21 protein-coding genes are annotated in these 23,266 nt (G+C 72.4%); 7 read left to right on the forward strand and 14 right to left on the reverse strand.

Annotated elements, in window-relative coordinates; all coding sequences use genetic code 11:
* Positions 1 to 69: 69 nt before the first annotated feature.
* A complete protein-coding gene (locus tag CP983_RS19665; protein WP_150500793.1) occupies positions 70 to 1,002 on the reverse strand; it encodes a M56 family metallopeptidase in 933 nt (310 codons plus the stop codon).
* Positions 1,003 to 1,008: 6 nt separating this feature from the next.
* Positions 1,009 to 1,431, reverse strand: coding sequence for a BlaI/MecI/CopY family transcriptional regulator (locus CP983_RS19670; protein WP_150500795.1), 423 nt, complete (start codon positions 1,429 to 1,431; stop codon positions 1,009 to 1,011).
* Positions 1,432 to 1,597: 166 nt separating this feature from the next.
* Between CP983_RS19670 and CP983_RS19675 the strand changes: the two genes are divergently transcribed.
* Together CP983_RS19675 and CP983_RS19680 are read left to right on the forward strand one after the other, a co-directional pair.
* Positions 1,598 to 2,173 carry a TerD family protein gene (locus tag CP983_RS19675; protein WP_107904661.1) on the forward strand — a complete coding sequence of 192 codons (576 nt, stop codon included), beginning with the start codon at positions 1,598 to 1,600 and terminating at the stop codon, positions 2,171 to 2,173.
* 57 nt (positions 2,174 to 2,230) lie between these two features.
* Positions 2,231 to 2,467, forward strand: coding sequence for a twin-arginine translocase TatA/TatE family subunit (locus tag CP983_RS19680; RefSeq protein WP_107904662.1), 237 nt, complete (start codon positions 2,231 to 2,233; stop codon positions 2,465 to 2,467).
* Between the two features lie 6 nt (positions 2,468 to 2,473).
* Here CP983_RS19680 and CP983_RS19685 read toward each other — a convergent pair whose 3' ends face one another.
* The 5 genes from CP983_RS19685 to CP983_RS19705 all read right to left on the reverse strand — a co-directional run bounded on the left by CP983_RS19685 (position 2,474) and on the right by CP983_RS19705 (position 7,560).
* Positions 2,474 to 3,895 carry an MFS transporter gene (locus CP983_RS19685; protein ID WP_150500797.1) on the reverse strand — a complete coding sequence of 474 codons (1,422 nt, stop codon included), beginning with the start codon at positions 3,893 to 3,895 and terminating at the stop codon, positions 2,474 to 2,476.
* A 1-nt stretch (position 3,896) separates the two neighbouring features.
* Positions 3,897 to 5,798, reverse strand: coding sequence for a glycoside hydrolase family 15 protein (locus CP983_RS19690; protein WP_150500799.1), 1,902 nt, complete (start codon positions 5,796 to 5,798; stop codon positions 3,897 to 3,899).
* A gap of 123 nt (positions 5,799 to 5,921) precedes the next feature.
* Complete coding sequence (locus tag CP983_RS19695; RefSeq protein WP_150500801.1) at positions 5,922 to 6,338, reverse strand: DUF7144 family membrane protein; 417 nt, start codon at positions 6,336 to 6,338, stop codon at positions 5,922 to 5,924.
* Positions 6,339 to 6,381: 43 nt separating this feature from the next.
* The gene (locus CP983_RS19700; RefSeq protein WP_150500803.1) at positions 6,382 to 6,840 is read right to left on the reverse strand and encodes an SHOCT domain-containing protein; all 459 of its coding nucleotides are present in this window, start codon (positions 6,838 to 6,840) and stop codon (positions 6,382 to 6,384) included.
* A gap of 78 nt (positions 6,841 to 6,918) precedes the next feature.
* Positions 6,919 to 7,560: an HdeD family acid-resistance protein gene (locus CP983_RS19705; protein ID WP_150500805.1), complete on the reverse strand. Its 642-nt coding sequence runs from the start codon at positions 7,558 to 7,560 to the stop codon at positions 6,919 to 6,921.
* A 214-nt stretch (positions 7,561 to 7,774) separates the two neighbouring features.
* Between CP983_RS19705 and CP983_RS19710 the strand changes: the two genes are divergently transcribed.
* Entirely contained in the window at positions 7,775 to 9,187 is a 1,413-nt protein-coding gene (locus CP983_RS19710; protein ID WP_150500807.1) for a DUF2252 domain-containing protein, read from the forward strand.
* A gap of 82 nt (positions 9,188 to 9,269) precedes the next feature.
* Here the strand turns inward: CP983_RS19710 and CP983_RS19715 are convergent, their stop codons facing one another.
* From CP983_RS19715 to CP983_RS19725, 3 genes are all read right to left on the reverse strand, one after another.
* Positions 9,270 to 9,467 (reverse strand): hypothetical protein, encoded by a 198-nt coding sequence (locus CP983_RS19715; protein WP_126901869.1) that lies wholly within the window; start codon positions 9,465 to 9,467, stop codon positions 9,270 to 9,272.
* A 114-nt stretch (positions 9,468 to 9,581) separates the two neighbouring features.
* On the reverse strand, positions 9,582 to 10,100 hold the full coding sequence (locus CP983_RS19720; protein ID WP_107904668.1) for a hypothetical protein: 519 nt from the start codon (positions 10,098 to 10,100) through the stop codon (positions 9,582 to 9,584).
* 29 nt (positions 10,101 to 10,129) lie between these two features.
* Positions 10,130 to 12,811, reverse strand: coding sequence for a winged helix-turn-helix domain-containing protein (locus tag CP983_RS19725; protein WP_150500809.1), 2,682 nt, complete (start codon positions 12,809 to 12,811; stop codon positions 10,130 to 10,132).
* 164 nt (positions 12,812 to 12,975) lie between these two features.
* Between CP983_RS19725 and CP983_RS19730 the strand changes: the two genes are divergently transcribed.
* From CP983_RS19730 to CP983_RS19745, 4 genes are all read left to right on the forward strand, one after another.
* On the forward strand, positions 12,976 to 13,449 hold the full coding sequence (locus CP983_RS19730) for a carboxymuconolactone decarboxylase family protein (RefSeq protein WP_150500810.1): 474 nt from the start codon (positions 12,976 to 12,978) through the stop codon (positions 13,447 to 13,449).
* 28 nt (positions 13,450 to 13,477) lie between these two features.
* Entirely contained in the window at positions 13,478 to 14,401 is a 924-nt protein-coding gene (locus CP983_RS19735; RefSeq protein WP_150500812.1) for an RNA polymerase sigma-70 factor, read from the forward strand.
* A gap of 385 nt (positions 14,402 to 14,786) precedes the next feature.
* The gene (locus CP983_RS19740) at positions 14,787 to 18,851 is read left to right on the forward strand and encodes a WD40 repeat domain-containing protein (RefSeq protein ID WP_150500814.1); all 4,065 of its coding nucleotides are present in this window, start codon (positions 14,787 to 14,789) and stop codon (positions 18,849 to 18,851) included.
* Positions 18,852 to 19,087: 236 nt separating this feature from the next.
* Positions 19,088 to 19,861 carry a glycosyltransferase family 2 protein gene (locus CP983_RS19745; RefSeq protein WP_163016854.1) on the forward strand — a complete coding sequence of 258 codons (774 nt, stop codon included), beginning with the start codon at positions 19,088 to 19,090 and terminating at the stop codon, positions 19,859 to 19,861.
* Here CP983_RS19745 and CP983_RS19750 read toward each other — a convergent pair.
* The 4 genes from CP983_RS19750 to CP983_RS19765 all read right to left on the reverse strand — a co-directional run bounded on the left by CP983_RS19750 (position 19,851) and on the right by CP983_RS19765 (position 23,242).
* On the reverse strand, positions 19,851 to 20,039 hold the full coding sequence (locus tag CP983_RS19750; protein WP_107904673.1) for a ferredoxin: 189 nt from the start codon (positions 20,037 to 20,039) through the stop codon (positions 19,851 to 19,853). The genes CP983_RS19745 and CP983_RS19750 overlap by 11 nt on opposite strands.
* A gap of 86 nt (positions 20,040 to 20,125) precedes the next feature.
* Entirely contained in the window at positions 20,126 to 21,346 is a 1,221-nt protein-coding gene (locus tag CP983_RS19755; protein WP_125526476.1) for an amidohydrolase family protein, read from the reverse strand.
* Positions 21,347 to 21,449: 103 nt separating this feature from the next.
* Positions 21,450 to 22,208 carry a TIGR03943 family putative permease subunit gene (locus tag CP983_RS19760; RefSeq protein ID WP_150506715.1) on the reverse strand — a complete coding sequence of 253 codons (759 nt, stop codon included), beginning with the start codon at positions 22,206 to 22,208 and terminating at the stop codon, positions 21,450 to 21,452.
* A complete protein-coding gene (locus CP983_RS19765; RefSeq protein ID WP_189749069.1) occupies positions 22,205 to 23,242 on the reverse strand; it encodes a permease in 1,038 nt (345 codons plus the stop codon). Before CP983_RS19765 ends, CP983_RS19760 begins: the two co-directional genes overlap by 4 nt.
* Positions 23,243 to 23,266 lie beyond the last annotated feature (24 nt).

Genomic DNA, 23,266 nt, shown 5'->3' on the forward strand with positions numbered 1-23,266 from the left:
CGTCTCCCCCATGAACAGACGGCGAATTCCCTCACTTGCGTTGCCCGGACCGGCCGATCGGGTCCTGGGTCACAGGGGCGTGGCCGCGTGCAGGATGAGGACCATCGTCACCGCCGAGTTCGCCGACGACATCGCCGATACGGCCGTCCCCGCGGCCGCACACCACGCCGCCAGCCCCACCGAGGTGAACAGCGACGGCCACCGGCGCACCACCGGGGCCGGCCCGAGCAGCGCGGCCACGCGGCGCGGCACGGGCCCCGGCGCCGCGAAGCCGGCCAGCGTCGCGACCGGTGCGCCGCGGGACACCAGCGCCGCCTTGCCGATCGCGTGCGCCACCGTCCGGCGGCTGCCGACCGCCTGGGCCGCCGCCTCGTCCGCCCAGCGCTCCGCCGTGTACGACACCGCGGTGCGCAGCGGGCGCAGGAACGGGTTGGCGCGGGCGGCCAGTTGGACGGCGAGCAGGAAACGGTGGTGGCGCTCGGTCAGATGGGCCCGCTCATGGGCGAACAGCGCCCGGCGTTCGGCGGGTCCGAGTTGGTCCAGCAGACCGGTGGTCACCACCACGCGGTCGCGCCGCCCGCCGGGCAGGGCGTACGCGTACGGCAGCACGTCGGGCAGTACGGCAACCCCGGTGTCCGGCAGGCCGGTCAGCGCCCGGTGGGCGTGGCGGCGTACCCGGGCGTGCCGCCACAGGGTCCTGGCGCAGGCCACGAGCACCGCGCACAGGGCCGGGATCGCCGCCTTGCCGACGATCTCGTCGTAGGGCACGGCCGCCCGCACCTCGGGGTCCGACCAGCCGTCGGGCAGCGGGTTGCCGGGCAGCTGGGCGGTGCCGACCACCATGGCCAGGCCCAGGCACACGGTGCTGCACGTCGCCATCACCGCGGCGACCGCGGTGAGCAGCCGGGTGGCGGTGCGGGGATGCAGATGCTGCTCGGCCAGGCGGGCGATCGGCCATGCCGTGAGCGGCAGGACGAGCGGCAGAAAGACGAAGACCCCCATGAGGCGTCAGTCTTCCCCTTCGTCCCGGCGCCGACCCGCGCCGCCGGGCTCGGCCACGCCGGTCTGCCCCAGCAGTTCGCGCAGCAGCCGCTCGTCGTCCGGCCCGAGCCCCGTGACGAAGCTGGCCAGCACCGCCTCCCGGTCGCTCTCGGCGTCCAGCACCCTGCGCATCCGGTGCGCGGCGAGACCCGCCTGGTCCGAGGCCGACGTCCACGCGAAGGACCGGCCGGCCCGCTCCCGGGTCACCGCGCCCTTGGCCAGCAGCCGGGTCAGGATCGTGATCACCGTCGTATAGGCGAGGTCCCCGCCGAGGCGCTCCTGGACCCAGCCGGCCGTCGCCGGGCCGTCCGCCTCCGCCAGCGCCGACAGGACCAGGGCCTCCAGCTCGCCCTGCCCCCGGCGCCGGGATCCCTGCCGGTGATCCGCCATGCCCTGTCTCCCTTCCGCTGACATGCACGTCATGTGCGATACATCGAGCCGTACATCGTAAGGAAAGCAGAGGCCGTCCGGCACGGACGCCCTTCCCTGATTTCTACAGTGATGTAGATTTCAGGGGTACGGCAACGCCATCACCCGACGCATGAGGAGTGCACCAGTGGGAGTTTCCCTGTCCAAGGGCGGCAACGTCTCGCTCAGCAAGGAGGCGCCGGGCCTCACGGCCGTCCTGGTCGGACTGGGCTGGGACGTGCGCACCACCACCGGCACCGACTACGACCTCGACGCCTCCGCCCTGCTGCTCGACGCCGCCGGCAAGGTCCCCTCCGACCGGCATTTCGTCTTCTACAACAACCTCACCAGCCCGGACGGTTCGGTCGAGCACACCGGCGACAACCTCACCGGTGAGGGCGAGGGCGACGACGAGGCCGTCAAGGTCGATCTGGCGGCCGTGCCGGCCGACGTGGAGCGGATCGTGTTCCCGGTCTCCATCCATGACGCCGAGAACCGGGGCCAGAGCTTCGGGCAGGTCCGCAACGCGTTCATCCGGGTCGTCAACCAGGCCGGCGGCGCCGAGCTCGCCCGCTACGACCTGTCCGAGGACGCCTCGACCGAGACGGCCATGGTCTTCGGCGAGCTGTACCGCAGCGGCGCCGAGTGGAAGTTCCGCGCGGTCGGCCAGGGCTACGCTTCGGGCCTGGCCGGGATCGCCGCGGACTTCGGCGTCAGCGTCTGACCCCGTCCGGCCCTCGCGGCACCCCAGCGTCCCTGCTCACCTGGAGGACAGGACCCCATGTTCGGACTGAGCGAACTCGCCGTCATCCTCATCGTCGTCATAGCCGTCCTGTGCGCGAAGAAGCTGCCCGAACTGGCCCGTTCGGCGGGCAAGTCGGCGCGCATCCTCAAGGCCGAGGCCAACGCGATGAAGGACGAGGACGACCCGGCGACGCCCCGGGTGATCCCCGGCGAGACGGTCCCGCCGGGCACGGACGAGCCGAAGGACCAGGGCGGCCGGCAGCCCGGGCAGTGAGCCCGCTCAGGGGGCCGTCGGCACGGCGGCGGCCCCGCCCGGGGTGCCGCCGGGGGCCGGGGTGCGCGGCAGGCGGGCCGCGGCGGCGAGGCCGATGAGGCCGAGGGCCGCCAGGGTGATCATCGCCGCCGCGTAGGCGCCCTCGGTGAGGCCGGAGACGAGGATCGTGCCGGCGATGGCCGTGCCGAAGGACGAGCCGAGGTTGGACACGCTGCGGGACAGTCCCGAGATCTCGCCCTGTTGGGACTCGGGGAAGCTGGACTGCACGACGTTGACCGAGGGGGTCAGCATCAGGCCGAGGCCCAGGCCGATCAGCAGCAGGCCCGGCACGAACGGCCAGCCGCCGCCGTAGGCCCCCGCCAGCACGATCAGGACGACGACACCGGCGATGGTGACGGCGAACCCGGTGACGACGAGGGTGCGTTGCGGACGCCTCTTGGCCAGGCGCTCGGCGGACAGCGAGGACAGCAGCAGGCCCAGCGTCGCCGCCGTGAAGATGACACCGGTCTCGATGGCGTTGTAGTCCCGCACGGTCTGGAGGTACGCCGCCACCGTGAACGAGGAGCCCATCAGCAGCAGCCACTGGATGTTCTGGGTGATCAGCCCCAGGTTGGACGTGCGGTTGCGGAACAGGTCGAGCGACAACAGCGGTTCCTCGCCGGCCCGTTCCATCGCGCGCGCCCGGCGGAGGAACCACAGCAGCACCAGGATGCCGGCGGCGATCAGGGCGATCATCAGCCCGACGTCGTTGTCCGCGGCCAGGATGCCCATCACGACGAGGACCAGGCCCACGGCGGACAGCACCGCCCCGCCGGTGTCGAAGGCACTGTTCGGATCCGGCGGCAGAGGGTCCTCCAGATGGCGGCTGAGCAGCACGATCACCGCGATGACCAGGGCCTGGAAGACGAAGGCGGCCCGCCAGCCGATCCCCTCGGTGATCAGTCCGCCGATCAGCGGTCCGGCGGCGGCGCCGATGCCGCCCAGCGCCATGATCAGCCCGAAGGCCCGGGCCCTGGACGTGACGTCCGGGTAGAGCAGTGTCGTGAGGATGTACACCGGCGGGATCAGCAGGGCGGTGCCGATGCCCTCCAGGATCGAGTTGCCGAGGATCAGCACGCCCAGGCCGGGCGCCGCGGCGCACAGCAGGGCCCCCACCGCGTAGACGACCAGGCCCGCCAGGAAGCAGCGCTTGCGGCCGTAGCGGTCGGTCAGCTTGCCGCCGGGGATCATCAGCGCCGCCATCACCAGCAGGAAGAGGGTGATGGCGACCTGCACGCCCTGCACGGTGGTGTCCAGGTCCTCGCTGATGTCGTTGATCATCACGTTCATGTTGGAGCCGGCGAAGCTGCAGATGAACTGTGCGAGGGCGAGGGCGGCGAGGACGCGCCCCTGCCCCGGCCGCCGGTCGCCCCCGGGCGGCCCGGACACCTCAGCTCCTGGATCCGGGGCGGGTGACCAGGCCCTCGGCGGTGACGTGCACGTGGTCGAGGTGGTCGGCCGCTCGCGGGTCGGTGCCCGCCCTGCCGAGTTCCTCGTCCAGCGCCATCGCCGCGGTGACCAGCGCGAGATGGGTGAACGCCTGCGGGAAGTTGCCGAGTTGCTCCCCGGAGGGGCCGATCTCCTCGGCGAACAGGCCGACATGGTTGGCGTACGTCAGCATCTTGTCGAAGGCGTACCGGGCCTGGGCCAGCCGGCCGCTGCGGGCGAGGGCCTCGACGTAGAAGAAGCTGCACAGGTTGAAGGTGCCCTCGGAGCCGCGCAGGCCGTCCGGGGAGGCCGCCGGGTCGTAGCGGTAGACCAGGCTGTCGCTGACGAGTTCGTCGTCCATGGCGTCGAGGGTGCTGAGCCAGTCCGGGTCGTGCGCCGAGACGAAGCCGACCCGGGGCATCAGCAGCAGCGAGGCGTCCAGGACGTCGGTGTCGAAGTGCTGGACGAACGCCTGCCGTTTGTCGTGCCAACCCCGCTCGACGATCTGCCGGAACACGGCGTCACGGGCCCGCGTCCAGCGCTCGGTGTCGGCGGGGCGGGAGCTGTAGATGGCGGCGCGGATGCCGCGGTCGAACGCGACCCACGTCATCAGCCGGCTGTAGGTGAAGTTCTGCCGTCCGCCGCGGGTCTCCCAGATGCCCTCGTCGGGCCGGTCCCAGTTGTCGGACAGCCAGTCCAGCACGCCGCTCAGCGCCTTCCAGCCGCGGAGCGCGCCGATGTCCCGGCCGACGATCAGGGCGTCGGCGGCCTCGCCGTAGATGTCGAGCTGGAGCTGGTCGGCGGCGGCGTTGCCGGCCCGGACGGGCCGTGAACCCTGGTAGCCCTCCAGGTGGTCGAGGATCTCCTCGGTCAGCAGCGGGTCGCCGTCGACCCGGTACATGATCTGCAAGGGGTCACCCGAGGCGGCGTCGCCGGCCTCGATGCGGTCGCGCAGCCAGCGCCGGAAGGCGTACGCCTCGTCCTTGAAGCCCAGGTCGATCAGCGCCCGCACCGACAGCGAGGCGTCGCGGACCCAGGTGTAGCGGTAGTCCCAGTTGCGCTCGCCGCCGACCTGCTCGGGCAGGCCCATGGTGGCCGCCGCGACGGGGGCCCCGGTGGGCGCGTAGGTGAGGAGCTTGAGGGTGATGGCGGACCGGTTCACCATGTCCTGCCAGCGTCCCCGGTAGGTGCAGGCCCGCAGCCAAGACAGCCAGAAGGCCCGGCAGTGCTCCAGCTGCCCGATCATGCCGTCCAGGGACGGCGGGGGCGGCGCGGCGGCGCCGTCGGCCGTGCTGGTCAGCACCACGGCCGCGATCTGCCCGGCCGAGAGTGTGAAGCGGGCGGTGACGTCGTCCCCGTCGGCGTTCAGGGCGATGTCACCGCTGGTCTGCACATGCAGGTCGGTGCCGGGTCCGCGCAGCACGGCCCGGTGGTCGTCGGGCAGGTTCAGGGTGTGCGGGGCCCGGCCGTAGTCGAAGCGCGGACGGCAGTCGAGCGCGAACGGCAGGCTGCCGCGTACGACCCGGATGAGCCGGATCAGGGTGTGCCGGTCCGTGGCGGCGGGCGACTCGACGGGCGGCATGAAGTCGGCCACCTCGCCGACGCCGCCCGGCGCCATGAACCGGGTGACCAGGATGGCGGTGTCGGACAGATACAGCTGACGCACGCTCATCCCGTCGTCGGGCAGCTCCACCGCCAGCCGGCAGTGTCCGCCGCGCTCGCTGTCCAGGAGCGAGGCGAACAGGCTGGGCGAGTCGAAGCGGGGGGTGCACCACCAGTCGACGGTGCCCCCGGAGGAAACGAGTGCGGCTGTCTGCAGGTCGCCGACCATGCCGTGCTCGGCGATGGGTGGGTACTGGTTCACGAGCCCTCCTACGGCAGGTGGACGAAGACCCGGACGTTCGGCATCAGCGGTTCTCCGCCGTGCTCCCCGCGCTCGCGTGCGCGGTGGCTCACCTGCCGCAGGGCTCGCGCCCGGCGGGGCGGGCTAGCGGAAGTCTTCCTTCCGTGCGACGCACAGTGCCCAGATGATGAAGCCGGACATCGCGATCATCACGACCGACCACACCGGGTAGTACGGCAGCGAGAGGAAGTTGGCGATGATGATCAGACCTGCGATGGCCACTCCTCCGACCCGGGCCCACACCGCGGGCTGGAACAGGCCGATGCCGATGATCACGGCGACCGCGCCCAGGATGAGATGGACCCAGCCCCAGCCGGTGAGGTCGAACTCGAAGACGTAGTTGCGAGTGGTGACGAAGACGTCGTCCTCGGCGATCCCCATGATGCCGCGGAAGACGGCGATGAGTCCGGCGATGGTGAGCATGACGGCGGCGAAGACCGTCAGGCCCCCGGCCCAGGCGTACTTGGTCTCGTGCGCCTGATTGGTCTGCATGGCGGCCATGGTTGTACCTCGCTTCCTTCTGCGTGCTCGTGCTGGTGTTGCGTCAGGACGGAGTGGCGGAGTCGCTGCGGGCCGAGGTGCCGGCACCGCTCAGGACGAGTTCCTTGGCACGGCGGAACTCGTCGTCGGTGATGTCTCCGTGGGAGCGCATCTCGGAAAGCTTGGCGAGCTCTTCGGCGCTGCTCGGCTTCTTGGCCTCACCGGCCCGGTCGCGGACGTAGTCGTCGAACACCCGCTGCTGCTTCTGGGCATGGTCGATCTCGCGCTGGCCCATCGACTTGCCGCGGGCGATGAGGTACACGAACACGCCGAGGAACGGCAGCACTATGCAGAAGACCAGCCAGCCGGTCTTGCCCCAGCCACCCAGGCTGTCGTCGCGGAAGATGTCGCCGATGATCCGGAAGAGCAGGACGAACCACATGATCCACAGGAAGAACCACAGGAGCGTCCAGAACATGCTCAACAGCGGATAGTCGTAGGCGAGGTACGTGTGTGCGCTCATCGTCTGCCTCCGTCCGAGCGGGGTACTCGGCTGCCGTCCCCGCCGCTTTCAGCGTGCCCATGCTCAACGTGAACGACCTCACCCTGAGCGGGTGAAGCCTGTCCGGTGCAGTGCGGACCGCCAGGCGAGCGCGAGACCCAGCTCGGTCAGCCCGAGCAGCACGAGCCACAGGCCGACCAGCCTGGTCAGGACGACGGCGGACTGGTTGGGGGTGGCCAGCACCACGATGCCCGCGACGACGCCGAGCAGTCCGGCGACGAGGACGAACCCGCGGTGCGGCAGGCCCTTGGCCGCCAGGGCCGTCCAGGCGGTCAGCATGCCCGTCACGACCCAGACGGCACCCACGATCAGGGAGAGCGCGGCGATCGTCTGGAGCGGGTTGCGCAGGCACAGCACCCCGGCCAGGACGTACAGCGCCGCGGCGAGCAGCCCAAGATGGCGGTCGCCCTGTTCCCGGGCGAACGACGAGACGAACCGGAAGGCGCCCGTCACCAGCAGATACAGCCCGATGATCACGGCCAGGACGTGCAGGGTGGCGTCCGGCCAGGCCAGGGCAAGGATGCCCGGCACCAGCGCGGCCACCGCCGACCCCAGCAGCCACAACCACGAGCTGCCGAGGTCGGCAAGCAGCCGCTCGGCGTCCTGGTCGGCGGCGGGGTCCGTCCAGTCGGTCACAGGATCGGGTCCGGTGTCCGGCCCCGGACCACGCGGCACGGTCATTTCTCCTCCTCGCGTGATACGGCCGACGACCACCGGACCACCGACGGAACGGTGTGCGGCCCTCTCACGGGGCCAGCGTCACGCTCGCCCCCGCGGGCCGGGTCACCCCTCACGGGTGATCCGCGGACGGGACGGCAGCGATGAGGTGGGGTGGAAGGGTCCGACGGTTCTGTGCGGAAGGGCGCGACGGTCGCCCGGAGGTGGAGGGTGCGTCATGTCGATTCCGAGTGCGTTCGCGGCCTCGCTGTCGCCCGACCAGCGGGCGACCTACGGCAGAAGCGCCCGTAGCCGCGTCTCGCGTTCCGGCCACGGCCGGTACGACGGAGGGGACCGGACCGACCCGATCGAGGTCATCGAGCGCCAGTCGGCCCAGCGGGTACCGGAGCTGGTCCCGATCCGCTACGGCCGGATGCTGGAGTCGCCGTTCCGCTTCTACCGGGGCGCCGCGGCCATCATGGCGATGGACCTGGGCCGGATGCCGCACACGGACCTCACCGTGCAGCTGTGCGGAGACGCCCACCTGCTGAACTTCCGGCTGCTGGCCTCCCCCGAGCGCCATCTGGTCTTCGACATCAACGACTTCGACGAGACGTTCCCCGGCCCGTTCGAGTGGGACGTCAAGCGGCTGGCGGCCAGCTTCGTGATCGCGGGCCGCGCGAACGAGTTCTCCACCGCCGAGCAGAACGCGGCCGTACGGGAGTGCGTGGGGGCCTACCGGACCCGGATGCGGGAGTTCGCCGGGATGCGGACCCTGGACATCTGGTACGCGCAGGACGACGTCGACAGCATGCGCGAGCTGATGGCGTCCTCGATGAGCAAGGAGGCCAGGCGCCGCACGGCCCGGGCCACCGCCAAGGCACGGACGCGCACCTATCTCCAGGCCTTCGAGAAGCTCACCCATGTCACCGGCGAGGGCCTGCGGATCGCTGCGGATCCCCCGCTGATCATCCCGCTCAGGGACCTGGTGGCGGGCTCCGGCGCGGGCGACGAGGCGAAGGAGCTCCAGACCGTCTTCGAGGAGTACGCGAAGACCCTGTCCTCCGAGCGCCGACACCTGCTGAGCCACTACCACCTGGTGGACATCGCCCGGAAGGTGGTGGGGGTCGGCAGCGTCGGCACCCGCTGCTGGATCGTCCTGCTGCTGGGCCGGGACGACGACGATCCCCTGCTGCTCCAGGCCAAGGAGGCCACGGAGTCGGTGCTGGCCGCGCACACCGACGGCAGCGTGCGCTTCGACAACCAGGGCCGCCGCGTGGTGACGGGACAGCGGCTGATCCAGACGACCAGCGACATCTTCCTGGGCTGGACCCACATCGTCAGCGGTCTCGACGGCGGCGACCGGGACTTCTACGTACGTCAGCTGCGGGACTGGAAGGGCATCGCCCGGCCGGAGAACTGGGACCCCGACCTGCTGCGCCTGTTCGGCAAGGTCTGCGGAGGCAGCCTCGCGCGCGCCCACGCCCGCTCCGGCGACCCCGTCGCCATCGCCGCGTACCTGGGCGGCAGCGACCGCTTCGACCGTGCGCTGACCGACTTCGCGCAGGCCTACGCCGATCAGAACGAGCGGGACTTCGAGGCGCTGCGCGTGGCCGCCCGGTCGGGACGGGTGCAGGCGAAGGACCTCTGAGGAGGCACGAAGTAACCGCCGGTCCGGCGCTTCGGCGTCGGGTCGGCGGTTCGGTGTCGGCCGGCGGTCCGGTGCGGGCCGCTCACTCGGGCAACTGGCGCATCTCCAGCACCCGCAGCCCCAGCGACTGGCAGCGGGCCAGCAGGCCGTAGAGGTGGGCGTCGTCGATGACGGGTCCGAACAGTACGGTCTGTCCGGACATGACCACGTGATCCAGTTCCGGAAAGACCTTGGCCAGGGTCTTCGAAACATGTCCTTCGACGCGGATCTCGTAGCGCATGTGCTGCCTCCCGCCGACAGCCGCTGGCAGACCTGGCCCCGCCATGGTCCCGCCGCGGCGGGGGTGCCACCTCACCCGGTGCAGGTGACCCCCTCCGACGAGGGCGTCCGCGGGTCAGTGCGTCACGACGAGCTTGAACACGATGATGAGCAGACCGAGCAGCAGATTGACCGAGGCGGTGACGGCCATCAGCGGCCAGGAGGCACCGGCCCGGCGGGCCGCGGCCAGCGACCAGCCGACCTGCCCGGCGACCGCCACCGACAGGGCGAGCCAGGCCGCCCCCGACACGTCCAGCCCCAGCAGCGGGCTGACGGCCACCGCCACGGCCGGCGGGACGGCCGCCTTCACGATCGGCCATTCGTCGCGGCACACGTGCAGCACCGTCCGCCGGTTCAGGGGGTGCTGTGCCAGCCGGGCGCCGAACAGCTGGGCGTGCACATGCGCCACCCAGAAGACCAGTCCGGTCACCAGCAGCAGCGCGACCAGCTCCGCTCGGGGGTAGTCCCCCAGGGCGCCGGCGCCGATCACCACGGAGGCGGCGAGCATGGAGCCGTAGACGCCGCCGGTGTAGTCGGCGCGGGCTCGGTGCTCGGCCCGGCGCTCGCGCGCCGTGGGCAGGTCGGGTCGGGACATGGCCGCCTCTCGGGGTCGGCGCACGTGCGTCACAGCAGGTGCAGCTCGCGGGCTCGGCGTACGGCGTCGCCCCGGCGGTTGACAGCCAGCTTCCGGTAGACGCTCTTGAGGTGGGTCTTCACCGTGTTCACGGAGACGTACAGATCGGCGGCGATGTCCTCGGTCGACATCATCTGCGCGAGCCGCTGGAGCACGTCGCGCTCCCGCCCGCTCAGGTGCTCCACGAGCAGCGGTGCCGGTTCGTCGACGGCGGTGCCCGGCATGAGCCAGCCCGCCGCGAGCCCGCGCAGCGGCGCGGTGGCCAGGTACGGCCCGACCCACGCCCCCGCCTCCAGGAAGGGCAGCCGCAGCCGCTCGCGCCGGGCCTCCGTCAGCGCCCGGGCCAGCAGCCTGCGCACGGTCGCGGCGTCGCCGGCCGTGTTCGCGGCCTGTGCCCGCAGCAGCGTGGCCCGTACGAGCAGCGCGGGGCCGGTGCGCTCCTCGGTGCCGACGACGTCGAGCAGTTCGAGGGCCGTTGCCGGGTCGCCCGCCGCGAGGTGGGCCCGCGCCGCGCCCACCGCGCAGGTGGGCTGCCGGTCGGCGACCGGCTCGAGGACCTCGGCGGCCTCGCGCGGGCGGCCCTCGGCCAGATGGGCGGCCGAGGCGACCAGCGCGGCGTGGCTGCGCTCCCAGGGGGAGGCGACGTCCGCGGTCACGGCGGCCTCGGCGGCCGTGAGGGCGGCGCGCGCCTTGCCCCGGGCCAGCAGCAGGTGGGCGGTGGCGATGGAGCGGCCCGCGGCCGTGACCGGGTCGCGGGCCTCGGATCCGCCGGCCTGGTCGAGGAGTTCCTCGGCCTCGGTCAGCTCGCCCCGGTCCACGGCGACGGCGGCCAGGACCAGGCGTCCGAGGGCGGAGGCCGACGCCTGCGGCAGACTGAACCGTTCGGTCTCGGTCAGCGCGGCGACGGCCTTGCGTTCCGCCCGGGTCGGCCAGCCGTCGAGGTAGTCGATGAGCGCGAGGTGCTCCAGGGCCTCCTCCCGCGGCAGGGCCGTCGCGGCGCCCGCGGTGGTGTCGGCGACGGTGCCGAGGGCGTCCCGTGCCGCGTCGAAGCGCCCGGCCCACAGCCGTGTCGAGCCCAGGTGGGTCAGCAGCAGCGCGGGCAGCTCGGGGTGCTTGTCCAGCAGCTGGGCGGGGACCTCCCCCTCCAGCTCACGGGCGGTCCGTACGGCCTGTTCCGCGCGGCGGGGGGAGCCGGCGAGGCGGGCCGCCAGGGCCTGCAGCAGGGCGCAGCTCAGCTGGGCGGCGGCGGGGCGTGAGTCGTCGGCGGCCAGTTGCTCCTCGGCGTGCTGGAGATGGGCCAGCGCCTGGTCCAGATCGCACTGGGACAGGTCGCGTGCCGCGCGGACGAGGTCGGCTGCGGGGCTGGTCGTCCCGGGGCCCATGCCGGAGAACAGCTCCGTCAGTTCGTCGGAGCGCAGTCCGGTGAAGAGCTGTCCGATCGCCAGGTCGTCGACGAGGGCGCCGGCGGTGAAGTCCCACTCGCCCGCCGCCGCGCCGTGGGCCAGCACTTCCGGCAGCAGTCCGGAGCGGCCCAGCCAGCGCGCGGCCCGCAGGTGCAGCTCCGGTTCCAGGTCCGCCAGGCGCTCGCGCAGATGGGCCCGGAGGATCTCCCGGAACAGCGGGTGCAGCCGGTACCAGGTGTGCCCGAGGTCCTCGACGAAGGCGTTCTCGCGGTGCAGCCCGGCGAGGATGGGCTCGGCGTCGGTGCGCCCGGTCAGCTCGTTGGCCAGTCCGACGCAGAAGCGCTCCAGGACGCTGACCCGCAGCAGGAGGTCCTGGGTGGGGGGCGGCTGCCTTTTGAGGACCTCCGCCAGCAGGAAGTCGGCGACCGTGCTGTGCCCGGCCTCGAACTCCTTCAGATAGCCCTCCGGGTCCGGCTGCTGCCCGGCGGCCAGGGCGCACAGCCGCAGGCCCGCGGCCCAGCCCCGGGTGCGGCCCACGAGGGCGTCCGCCGCGTGGACGGGCAGGCGCAGCCCGTGCAGTTCCAGCAGGGCGACGGTCTCCTCGGGCGTGAACGCCAGCTCGGCGTTGCGGATCTCGGTCATCGTGCCGGCGGCGCGGTAGCGGTGCAGCGGCAGCAGCGGCTCGGTGCGGGTGACGATGACCAGGCGCAGCCCTGGCCCGGCGTGGTGCAGCACGAACTCCAGCTGCTCCGAGAGCTCCGGTGAGCTGACGCGGTCGTACTCGTCGAGCACCACGGTCACATCGCGGCCGCTGTCGCCGAGTTGGGCGGCGAGCCGGGTCAGCAGGGTGCGGCTCACGCCGTTCGCGGGGCAGCGGATGTCTTCGTCGACCGGCACCCCACGGGTGCGCAGGGCCTGGAGGAGATGGGCCCAGAACATGCCGGGGCTCTTCAGGGCCGGGTCGAGCGTGAGCCAGGCGACCGGTTGTCCGATGCCGGCCGCCCAGTCGGCGACCAGCAGGGTCTTGCCTGCTCCGGCGGCGCCGTTGACCATCGTCAGCGGGGTCCGCAGAGCCTGGTCGAGGTGCTCGATCAGGCGCTCGCGCCGGAGGAACGTGCCGGGCCTGGCCGGCAGTGCGAACCTGGTCCGCAGATACGGGTCGCCCAACGGATCGACGTGGTCGGCGGTCGATTCGTCGGGGATCTCATCGCTCACCACCACCACGCTCACCGCCTTGCGCGATCGGGGATCCGCTCCCCCCACCACCATCACAGCTTTGCCGCATTCCTGCTCGTCAAGGTCCGAAAGCCGCCCCACCTCGGCCTTCCGGCGAGCAGACGGCAAGGAGACGCAGGTCACATCCCCCCATGTCACAGGGGCTCGGTCCATCTCGTCCCGTGGGTGTAGCCACTACGACAGCCAAGGGAGCACCCATGGACGCGCGTCTGAACTTCTTCGCCGAGCCGGTCACCGGCAAGGCCCTCAAGCACGTCATGGCGGCGGGCAGGGTCGTCAAGGAATCGGCGCTGCCTGCCGCGACCCAGGAGCTGGTGTCGCTGCGGGTGAGCCAGATCAACGGGTGCGCGGTCTGCGTCGACATGCACACCAAGGAGGCCGCCGCGGCCGGGGAGAGCGCGGTACGGCTGCACCTGGTCGCGGCCTGGCGGGAGGCCACGGTCTACACCGAGGCGGAGCGGGCCGCGCTGGAGCTGGCGGAGGCCGGGACCCGGGTCGCGGACGGGGCGGGCGGGGTCTCCGACGCGGTGTGGGAGCGGGCCGCCCTGCACTATGACGAGGAACAGCTGGGCGCGCTGCTGTTGCTGATCTCGTTCATGAACCTGGCGAACCGGCTGAACGTCATGACCCGGCAGCCGGCCGGCGCCTATGAGGTCGGCCAGTTCCACTGACCGGCCGGGACACCATCAGGGGGATGCCATGAGCAAGGTCGAGGAGTTCGAGGCGCTGCGGCCGCTGCTGTTCTCGATCGCCTACCGGATCCTGGGCAGCGTGGCGGAGGCCGAGGACGCGGTGCAGGAGGCCTGGCTGCGCTACGACGGCTCCTCGACCCGGCCCGCCTCGGCCAAGGCGTATCTGTCGGCCACGGTCACGCGGATCTCGATCGACGTGCTGCGTTCCGCGCGGGTGCGGCGGGAGGAGTACACCGGGCCGTGGTTCCCGGAGCCGCTGCTGAGCGACCCGTACGAGGATCCGGCGCGGGCGGTGGAGCTGGCGGACTCGGTGTCGATGGCCGCGCTGCTGCTGCTGGAGCGGCTCAGTCCGCTGGAGCGGGCGGTGTTCGTGCTGCGGGAGGTGTTCGGCTTCGGGTACGACGACATCGCCGCGGCCGTGGACCGCTCGGAGGCGGCGTGCCGTCAGCTGGTGGTCCGGGCGCGGCGGCACATGGCGGCCGGCAGGCCCCGGTTCGCGGCCGACCGGCAGGAGCGCCAGGAGCTCGCGAGCCGCTTCTTCGAGGCGCTGAAGGACGGTGACGTGGGCGCGCTGCGGAATCTGCTGGCCGCCGACGCGCAGCTCGTCGGGGACGGCGGCGGCAAGGCCCCGCAGCTGGCCAGGGCGGTCGTCGGCGCGGAGAACGTGGCCCGGCTGCTGGCCTCCGTCGTCCCACGGCTGGCGCGGGTCGAGGTGTCGTTCGAGCGGCACGAGATCAACGGCCAGCCGGGCGCCGTCTACCGCGACCGGGACGGCAGGGTGCTCCAGACGCTGGTGCTCGATGTGCTCGACGGGCGGATCCAGACGATCCGCACCGTGCTCAACCCCGACAAGCTGGCGCACATGGGTCCGGTGGCCGACGCGTGGGAGATCACCCGCGAGCTGAAGCGGGCTCCCCGGCAGGGCTCCTGACCGCATCGTCCGGCACCGGTCCCTCCCCTCGTGGGGACCGGTGCCGAACGGCGGGGCGGCGTCGATCCGTCACCCCGCCGGCCGGGTGGGCCGGCGGGTCAGAGCGGATCGAGCAGGACTTGGACGGCGCGACGCGCTTTCGGCGCTCGAGGAAGTTGATCCGGTGAAAGGTGTCCGAGAACGTTCGGCGCCATGACTGGTGTCTCCGAGCTCCTGGCTGGTGGCCTGCCTGAGCGACGCGCGAGAGCTGCGCATGTGCGTCGTGATCCTGCCAGCCGACGGTGCCGACGAGGAGGTTCCGGCCTCCGGAGACCCCATTAACCGCAGGTCAGCCGTATAAGGTGAGTTTTCCGGTCCGGATGCCCAGGTGCGGCTGAGTAAAGGAGTGCAGGCTTTGAGTTCCGACTCGTCGGCACGCACAGCCTTCGCTGAACGGCTCGCGCTGCTCTACAAGGAGGCCGGGAATCCGCCCCTGAAGAGCGTGGCCGAGGCGGTCGTCCGGCTCCAGCGGGTCGACGAACGGGGACGGCCCGTACGGGTCTCCGCACAGCGCATCAGCGACTGGCGCCGGGCCCGGAACGTACCCGCCCAGTTCGCCGCCCTGTCGGCCGTACTGCACGTACTGATCCCCCAGGCCCGGCGCGAGCGGCCCACCCCCGTGTCCGCCGGGCTCTACGACCTCGGGCAGTGGCAGCGGCTGTGGGAGCGGGCGACGGCCGGGGAAGAGGAGGAGCAGACTCCGGTCGAGGACACCGCGCTGTCCGGCGGTGTGTGCCCGTACCGGGGACTCGCCTCCTACCGGCAGGAGCACGCCCGGTGGTTCTTCGGCCGGGAGCGCAGCACCGGGTCCCTGGTCGCCCAGCTGCGCGCGGTGGGCAGGAGCGGCGGCCTGGTCATGCTGGTGGGCGCCTCGGGCGCCGGGAAGTCCTCCCTGCTGAACGCCGGTCTGGTGCCCGCGCTGCGGGACGGCGCGCTGGGCGGTGAGAGCGCCGGGTCCGGCTCGGTCGTGCAGCTGGTGCCGGGCGGGGATCCGCTGGCCGAGCTGGTCCGGCGGATACCGGAACTCTCCGACGTCGTCGCCTCGGCGGGCCCCGACCGGCCCGAGGACGCGGACGAGCGGGACGGCACCGCGCAGGAGCCCGCCGACGCCGACACCCGGGAGCCCTGCGCCGGCTTCGTGCACGCGGCCCGCGAGGCCGTCACCGCATGGGCCCGCCGCGAGGCCCCGGACACCGCCCCCGCAGTCCTGATCGTCGACCAGTTCGAGGAGATCTTCACCCTCTGCCCGGACGAGTCCGACCGCCGCACCTTCGTCCAGCTCCTCCAGGCCGCCTGCACCCCGGCCGGCCCCGGCGACCCACCGCCCGTCCTGGTCGTCCTCGGCATCCGCGCCGACTTCTACGAGCAGTGCCTCGCCCACCCCGAGCTGGCCGACGCCCTTCAGCACCGGCACATGGTGCTGGGGCCGCTGACCACCATGGAGCTTCGGGAGGCGGTCACCGGACCGGCCAAGGCGGTCGGGCTGGAGCTGGAGCCGGGCCTGGCCGAGCTGATCGTGCGGGAGGTCAGCGCCGACGGGCCGCGCGGTGGGGGTACCTCCCACGCCTTTCGGGCTGTGGGGGAGCACGACGCGGGCGCCCTGCCCCTGCTGTCGCACGCGCTGCTCGCCACCTGGCAGCGGCGCAGGGGCGGCCGGCTGACGGTGGCCGGATACCGTGCCGCCGGCGGCATCCAGGGCGCGGTCGCCGCCACCGCGGAACGCGCCTGGTCCGGCCTCGACCCGGCGGCCCGCACCGCCGCCCGGCTGCTGCTGCTCCGGCTGGTCCGGCTCGGCGAGGACACCCAGACGACCCGGCGCCGCGGGACCCGACGCCAGCTCGCGGCCGAGTCCACGAACCCGGGCAAGACCGAGGAGTCCCTCGAAGCGTTGGTGCGCGCCCGGCTGGTCACGCTGGACGCGGAGACCGTGGAGATCACCCACGAGGCGCTGCTGCACGCCTGGCCCCGGCTGCGGGACTGGATCGACGAGGACCGGCAGGGCAACCTGCTGCGCCAGCGCCTGGAGGAGGACGGCCAGGCCTGGGAGGCCTCGAACCGCGACTCTTCGCTGCTGTACCGGGGCAGCCGGCTGGAGCAGGCGCGCGGCTGGGCCCGGTCGGCCGGGGACACCTTCCTCACCCGGGGAGCGGTGGAGTTCCTCGCCGCCTCGGTCCGGCTGCGCCGGCGCACCGTGTGGATACTGCGCGGCGCGGTCGCGGCGCTGGTCGCGCTGGCGATGCTGGCCGTCGGCGCGGCGGTGGTCGCCTGGGACCAGCGCAACGACGCGATGTTCGCGCAGGTCCTCGCCGAGGCGGACCGCTTCCAGTACACCGACCCCTCGTTGTCCGCCCAGCTCGACCTGGTGGCGCACCGGCTGCGCCCGGACGACGAGGACACGACCAGCCGGCTGATCTCCATCGTGAACGCCCCGCTGGCCACGCCCCTGCGCGGCCACACCGGCGCCGTCTATCTCACCTCCTTCAGCCCTGACGGACGGCTCCTTGCGACCGCCAGCTACGACCGGACCGTACGGCTGTGGGACGTCAGCGACCGGGACCGGCCCAGGCCCCTCGGCAAACCGCTGACCGGGCACCGGAGCTGGGTGAGCAGCGCGGTCTTCAGCCCCGACGGCCGCACCCTCGTCAGCGCCTCCGACGACGGCACGGTCCGGCTGTGGGACGTCACCCGGCCGAGCCGGCCGCGGCCGATCGGCGCACCGCTGACCGGGCACGAGGGCACGATCTACCTGGTCGCCTTCAGCCCGGACGGCCGCACCCTCGCCTCCGTCAGCGAGGACCGCACCGTACGCCTGTGGAACGTCGCCGACCCGAAGCGGCCGAAAGCGCTCGCCACGCTCTCCGGGGCCGACGCCGCCGTACGGTCCGTGGCGTTCAGCCCGGACGGCGACACCCTCGCGGCCGGGGGCGACGACGACACCATCCGGCTGTGGGACGTGGCCGCGCCGGGCCGCCCGAAGCGGCTCTCCACGCTCACCGGCCACACCGACCTGGTGCACTCGGTCGCCTTCAGCCCGGACGGCCGCACGCTCGCCAGCGGCAGCGCGGACGACACGATCCGGCTGTGGGACGTCGCCGACCCGCGCCGCGGCCGGCAGCTCGGCGCTCCGCTGACCGGCCACACCGGCCCGATCTGGTCGGTGGCCTTCGACCCCGACGGCAACACGCTCGCCGCCGCCAGCGCGGACAGCACCGCGAGCCTGTGGAACGTCAGCGACCCGGCGTATCCCTCACAGGTCGGCGAGCCCCTCGCGGGCGCCAGCGGCGAGATGTACGCGCTGGGCTTCAGCCCCGACGGCCGCACCCTGGCCACCGGCAGCGGCGACAGCAAGGTGCGGCTGTGGTCGATCCCGACGTCGGACATGATCGGCCGGGGCGGGGCGTTCCGGCCGGACGGCAAGGTGCTCGCCACCGCGGCCCGCGACGGCAGCGTCCGGCTGTGGAACGTGGCGAAGCCCGCCCGGCCCGTCCTGCTGAACAGGCCCTTCATGCCCGGCGACGGCGGCCAGCGCTCCCTGGTGTTCTCCCCCGACGGCCGCACCCTCGCGGTGCTGACCGGCAGCCGCGAGGTCCATCTGTGGAACATCGCCGACCCGGCCCGGCCGCTCCCGCTCGGCCCGCCGCTCACCCTGCGCACCCGGTTCATGGGCCCCGACGCGCTGGCGTTCAGCCCGGACGGCCGCACCCTGGCCACCGCCTACGACGACCGCACGATCCGGCTGTGGAACGTCGCCGACCCCTCCCGGGTCGTCCCGCTCGGGGAACCGGTCACCGGCCACACCGGCTACATCAACTCCCTGGACTTCAGCCCGGACGGCCGCACGCTCGCCAGCGGCAGCGCGGACTCCACGGTCCGGCTGTGGGACGTGGCCGCGCCCGACCATCCGAAGGCGCTGGCCCGGCTCACCGGGCACACCGGGCCGGTCAACGCGCTCGACTTCACCCCGGACGGCCACACGCTCGCCAGCGGCAGCGACGACGACACCGTACGGCTGTGGGACATCACGGACCGGCGCGCGGCGAGCCTGCTGGGCTCCCCGCTCACCGGGCACACCGAGGCGGTCGTGTCGCTGACGTTCAGCAAGGGCGGGCGCTATCTCGCCAGCGGTGGCAACGACAACACGGTCCGGCTGTGGAACGTCTCCGCCCCGTCCGACGCCTCCGCGATCGGTCAGGCGATGAGCCCCAACGCCAAGACGGGCAACTTCCTCTCCTTCAGCCCCACCAGCCACATGCTCGGCGTCTCCAGCGGCACCGACACCGTCCGGCTGTGGAACCTCGACGTGGACCAGGCGATCAGCCGCGTCTGCTCGACGACCCAGGGCGTGCTGACCCGGGACAGATGGCACGAGTACCTGCCCCGGCTGTCGTACGAACCGCCCTGTTCACGGTAGTCCGGAGCGCTGCGTGACCGGGCTGCGACGCAAGTGATGCGGAACGGCCTCTGCGGACAGCGGTTTCCGTGATCCCGATCACAACGCCTCCTCACAGCCGATGAGGCGGCTCCCGTGAGGCAGGCAGCCTTGTTACTGTTGGCCCAGCCCGATCGCTGGTGCATCCCCCGTCGCCAGCGATCGGGTCTTCTCATGTCCGCTGCCGTCAGACGTGATGAGTTCACGAGGGAAGGGTGGTGAACGCCGCCGTGTCCCGGCGCGTCATCGTCGTCACCGCTGTCCACGCCCCTTCGGCGAGGTTTCTGCCCGAGGCGCACGAGTCGCTGTGCGCGCAGGAGTTGCCGCCCGGCTGGGAGTGGCACTGGGTGATACAGGAGGACGGCCGCACGGACGAGGTCCGACCCCACGTCCCCGACGATCCCCGGGTGACCTTCCGTCAGGGACGCCCCGGCGGCCCGGGGGTGGCCCGCACCCTCGCGCTGGCGCACACCGAGGGCGAGTACGTGAAGATCCTCGACGCCGACGACCGGCTCACCCCGGGGACGCTGGCCCGGGACCTCGCCGTGCTGGAGGCCGACCGCACCGTCGGCTGGACGACCTCCCGGGCCCTGGACCTCCTGCCCGACGGCAGCACCGCCGGTTTCCCCGGCGACCCCGACGACGGGCCGATCGAGCCGGGCGCGGTGGTCGACTTCTGGCAGGCCAACGACTTCCGCGCCCAGGTGCATCCGGCGACCCTGTGCGTGCGCCGGGACCTGCTGCTCGCGCTCGGCGGCTGGATGGCCCTGCCCGCATCGGAGGACACCGGCCTGCTGCTGGCGCTGAACTCCGTGAGCCGGGGCTGGTTCTCGGCGCGCACGGGCCTGCTCTACCGCAAGTGGGACGGCCAGGTCACGGGGCAAGCCGCGCACGTCGACCCCGCCGAACGGGCCGCGCGGATGGCGGTGGTGGCCGCCAGGGCACGCGCGCTGGTCTCGTTCGGCTGGCGGCACCCGCCCGCTAGCCGGTGACGGAGATGGCCTGGGACGGGCAGTGCTCGGCGGCCTCCCGCACCCGCGGGTCGTCGCCGCTGCCCTCCCGTCCCGGTCGCACGACGCCGTAGTCGTCCACGAAGTCGAAGACCGCCGGCGCCCTGTGCACGCACTCGGCAGAGCCGTAACAGAGGTTCGGGTCGATGGAGACCTTCATCCGCGCTCCCGTCGTACGCACCGCGCCCTGGGGCATTCACCACTGCACTGCCCGGCGGGCGGGCCGCCCCAACCCCCTCACCCCTCCTACTTCTGCTGATCAAAGGGGAGTTCGAGCATCCGGATCGCGTTGCCGCGCAGCAGCTTGTAGGCGACCTCGTCGGAGAGCCCGCCGACGTGTTCCTGGGCCACCCGCTTCGTCTCCGGCCAGGTCGAGTCGACGTGCGGGTAGTCGGTCTCGAAGGTCGCGTTGTCGACGCCGACGGTCTCGATCGCCTCGATGCCGTGCCTGTCCCGGAAGAAGCAGCAGAAGATCTGGCGGTAGTAGTACGTCGACGGCGGCTCGGGGATCAGGTCCTTCACGCCGCCCCACGCCCGGTGCTCCTCCCAGACGTCGTCCGCGCGCTCCAGGGCGTACGGGATCCAGCCCATCTGGCCCTCGCTGTACGCCAGTTTCAGCCGGGGGTACTTCACCAGGACCCCGGAGAAGAGGAAGTCCATCATCGACGCCATCGCGTTGTTGAAGCTCAGCGAGGCCTGCACGGCGGGCGGGGCGTCGGGGGACGCGGCCGGCATCTGCGAGGAGGACCCGATGTGCATGTTGACGACCGTGCCGGTCTCCTCGCAGGCCGCGAAGAACGGGTCCCAGTAGCCGGAGTGGATGGACGGCAGCCCGAGATAGGTGGGGATCTCGCTGAACGTCACCGCGCGCACCCCGCGCGCCGCGTTGCGGTGGATCTCCGCGACCGCGAGGTCGATGTCCCACAGCGGGATCAGGCACAGCGGGATCAGCCGGCCGCCGCTGTCGCCGCACCACTCCTCGACCATCCAGTCGTTGTAGGCGCGCACGCAGGCGAGGCCGACCTCCTTGTCCTTGGCCTCGGCGAAGGTCTGGCCGCAGAAGCGCGGGAAGGTCGGGAAGCAGAGCGAGGCCTCGACATGGTTGATGTCCATGTCCGCGAGCCGGGCCTTCGGGTCCCAGCAGCCGCGCCTCATCTGCTCGCGCGTGATCCCGTCGAGCGTCATCTCGTCCCGGGAGAAGCCGACGGCCGCGATGATGCGCTTGTACGGGAAGAGGTCGCCCTCGTACTCCCACCAGTCGGTGAGCTGGCCGTCCGGGTCCGTGGTGAACCGGTACTTCCCGCCGATGTACTCGAGTTCACCGATCCCGGCGGTGAGGGGCTTCGGTCCCCGGTCCCGGTACTTGGCCGGGAGCCAGGTCTCGAAGAGATGCGCGGGCTCGATCACATGATCGTCCACGCTGATGACCCTGGGCAGGTCCTTCGTGCCGCTCTCGGTACTGGCCACGCCATGCCTCCCGAATCTGACGACCCATCAGATTCAGGGTAGGGGGCGGGTCGGGGGGCGGCAAGAGAGAGCGCCCCCGGGAGCCGTCAGGAGTGGGTACTCGTCAGCCGTTCCAGCTCTCGTCGTACGGGTCCGTCGGCTCTGCCACCGGCTTTGCCTCCGTGACCTCGATGAACGGGATCGGGCCGCCGTTGACCGGGTCCTTCGTGCGGCGCGGGGTGTAGGTGCCGGTGACGCGGAGCCAGGTGTCCGGCTGGAGGACCGGCGGGACCTGGCCGGTCAGGGCGACCTTCACCGGCTGGGCGTCGGCGGCACAGCAGTTGAGGGCCATGCGGACGAGGTAGGGGGTGCCGTCGCGGTCCAGGGCGAGGAAGCCGGTGAGCTGGATCCGGCGGTCCCGGAGGGTGCGGCCGTGGTCGTAGACGGCGCGGCCCGCGTAGTCGACGACGTTGAGGGGCAGGGGGTCGGCCGCCGACAGGTCGGGATAGGCCAGCGGTTCCTGGAGGGCCGTACCGGTGCGGGTCGCGCTGTAGGAGCCGAGGGCGGGCGGGGCGACCAGGATCAGGGCGAGGAGGGGGAGGACCAGGAGCCAGGAGATACGGGGTTCGCGGTGGGCGTGTTCGGCGTGGGAGTGCTCGGCGTCCGGGTGTTGGGCCTGGGTCTGGGCCTGCTTGCGGCTTCGTGCCCGTTTGCGCTCGTACCAGGCCGTCGCCAGCGCCGCCGCGATCAGCACCGCGCCGGACACCAGCACCAGCGGGCGCAGGCCCTGTTTGACGTACCGCAGGTAGAGGTCGGTCGTGGCGGCGTGCAGCAGGGACGCGCCCAGCAGGAACAGAACTGCGGCCTGGGCCTGGCGGTTCACAGCATCACCCATCCGGTCAGCACCGACACCACGACGGCCAGCGCGAACGTGGCCGGGGCGAAACGCAGGGCGAAGGAGCGGCCGAAGGTGCCCGCCTGCATCGCGAAGAGCTTGAGGTCGATCATCGGGCCCACCACGAGGAAGGCGAGGCGGGCCGTGAGCGAGAACTGCGACAGCGACGCCGCCACGAACGCGTCCGCCTCCGAGCAGATCGACAGCACCACCGCGAGGACCGCGAGGGCCAGGACCGACAGCACCGGGTTGTCGGCCGCCGTGCTCAGCCACGCCTCCGGGACCACCGCCTTGAGGGTCGCCGCCGCCATCGCGCCGACCACCAGGAACCCGCCCGCGTGCATCACGTCGTGCCGGACCGAGCCCCAGAACGCCTCGCCCCTGCTCTGACCGTCGTGGGACGGGCGCGAGGGCGGCTTCAGCCAGTCGGTGCGGCCCAGACGCAGCCACAGCCAGCCCATCGCGCAGGCCACCAGCAGGCTCGCGACCAGGCGGGCGAGGACCATCTCCGGGTTGCCGGGGAAGGCCACGGCCGTCGCCGTCAGCACGATCGGGTTGATCGCCGGGGCGGACAGCAGGAACGTCAGCGCCGCCGCCGGGGTGACACCGCGCCGGACCAGCGCCCCGGCCACCGGCACCGACGCGCACTCGCAGCCCGGCAGCACCGCGCCCGCCGCTCCTGCGACCGGGACGGCGAGGGCGGGGCGGGAGGGCAGGGCGCGGGCGAAGAAGGACGGCGGCACGAACACCGCGATGGCCGCCGACAGCAGCACGCCGAGCACCAGGAAGGGCAGCGCCTGCACCATCACCGCGACGAACACCGTGGTCCAGCTCTGCATGACCGGCGCGGCGAGAGCACCGCGGATCGGGCCCTGGAACAGGACGAGGACGAGCATGAGGATGGTCAGCAGGAGCGGCGAGTTGAGATGCCGGCCCTCTTCCCGCGGCTCCAGCGGTGCGCCCGGCTTCCTCGGTCGCCCGTCGTCGTCGGTCCGCTCTGGGGCGGGCTTGGTGATCGCCACGGGCGAGGTACCTCCGGTGGTGCG

Source organism: Streptomyces chartreusis, from assembly GCF_008704715.1.
GTDB classification, from domain to species: domain Bacteria; phylum Actinomycetota; class Actinomycetes; order Streptomycetales; family Streptomycetaceae; genus Streptomyces; species Streptomyces chartreusis.

Coding starts and splice junctions, on each gene's coding strand:
- CP983_RS19735 (WP_150500812.1), top strand. CDS start 13,478: ATGAGCAAGGTCGAGGAGTTCGAGGCGCTGCGGCCGCTGCTGTTCTCG.
- CP983_RS19700 (WP_150500803.1), bottom strand. CDS start 6,840: ATGAGCGCACACACGTACCTCGCCTACGACTATCCGCTGTTGAGCATG.
- CP983_RS19670 (WP_150500795.1), bottom strand. CDS start 1,431: ATGGCGGATCACCGGCAGGGATCCCGGCGCCGGGGGCAGGGCGAGCTG.
- CP983_RS19695 (WP_150500801.1), bottom strand. CDS start 6,338: ATGGCCGCCATGCAGACCAATCAGGCGCACGAGACCAAGTACGCCTGG.
- CP983_RS19665 (WP_150500793.1), bottom strand. CDS start 1,002: ATGGGGGTCTTCGTCTTTCTGCCGCTCGTCCTGCCGCTCACGGCATGG.
- CP983_RS19720 (WP_107904668.1), bottom strand. CDS start 10,100: ATGTCCCGACCCGACCTGCCCACGGCGCGCGAGCGCCGGGCCGAGCAC.
- CP983_RS19715 (WP_126901869.1), bottom strand. CDS start 9,467: ATGCGCTACGAGATCCGCGTCGAAGGACATGTTTCGAAGACCCTGGCC.
- CP983_RS19725 (WP_150500809.1), bottom strand. CDS start 12,811: ATGGTGGTGGGGGGAGCGGATCCCCGATCGCGCAAGGCGGTGAGCGTG.
- CP983_RS19710 (WP_150500807.1), top strand. CDS start 7,775: ATGTCGATTCCGAGTGCGTTCGCGGCCTCGCTGTCGCCCGACCAGCGG.
- CP983_RS19750 (WP_107904673.1), bottom strand. CDS start 20,039: ATGAAGGTCTCCATCGACCCGAACCTCTGTTACGGCTCTGCCGAGTGC.
- CP983_RS19730 (WP_150500810.1), top strand. CDS start 12,976: ATGGACGCGCGTCTGAACTTCTTCGCCGAGCCGGTCACCGGCAAGGCC.
- CP983_RS19705 (WP_150500805.1), bottom strand. CDS start 7,560: ATGACCGTGCCGCGTGGTCCGGGGCCGGACACCGGACCCGATCCTGTG.
- CP983_RS19680 (WP_107904662.1), top strand. CDS start 2,231: ATGTTCGGACTGAGCGAACTCGCCGTCATCCTCATCGTCGTCATAGCC.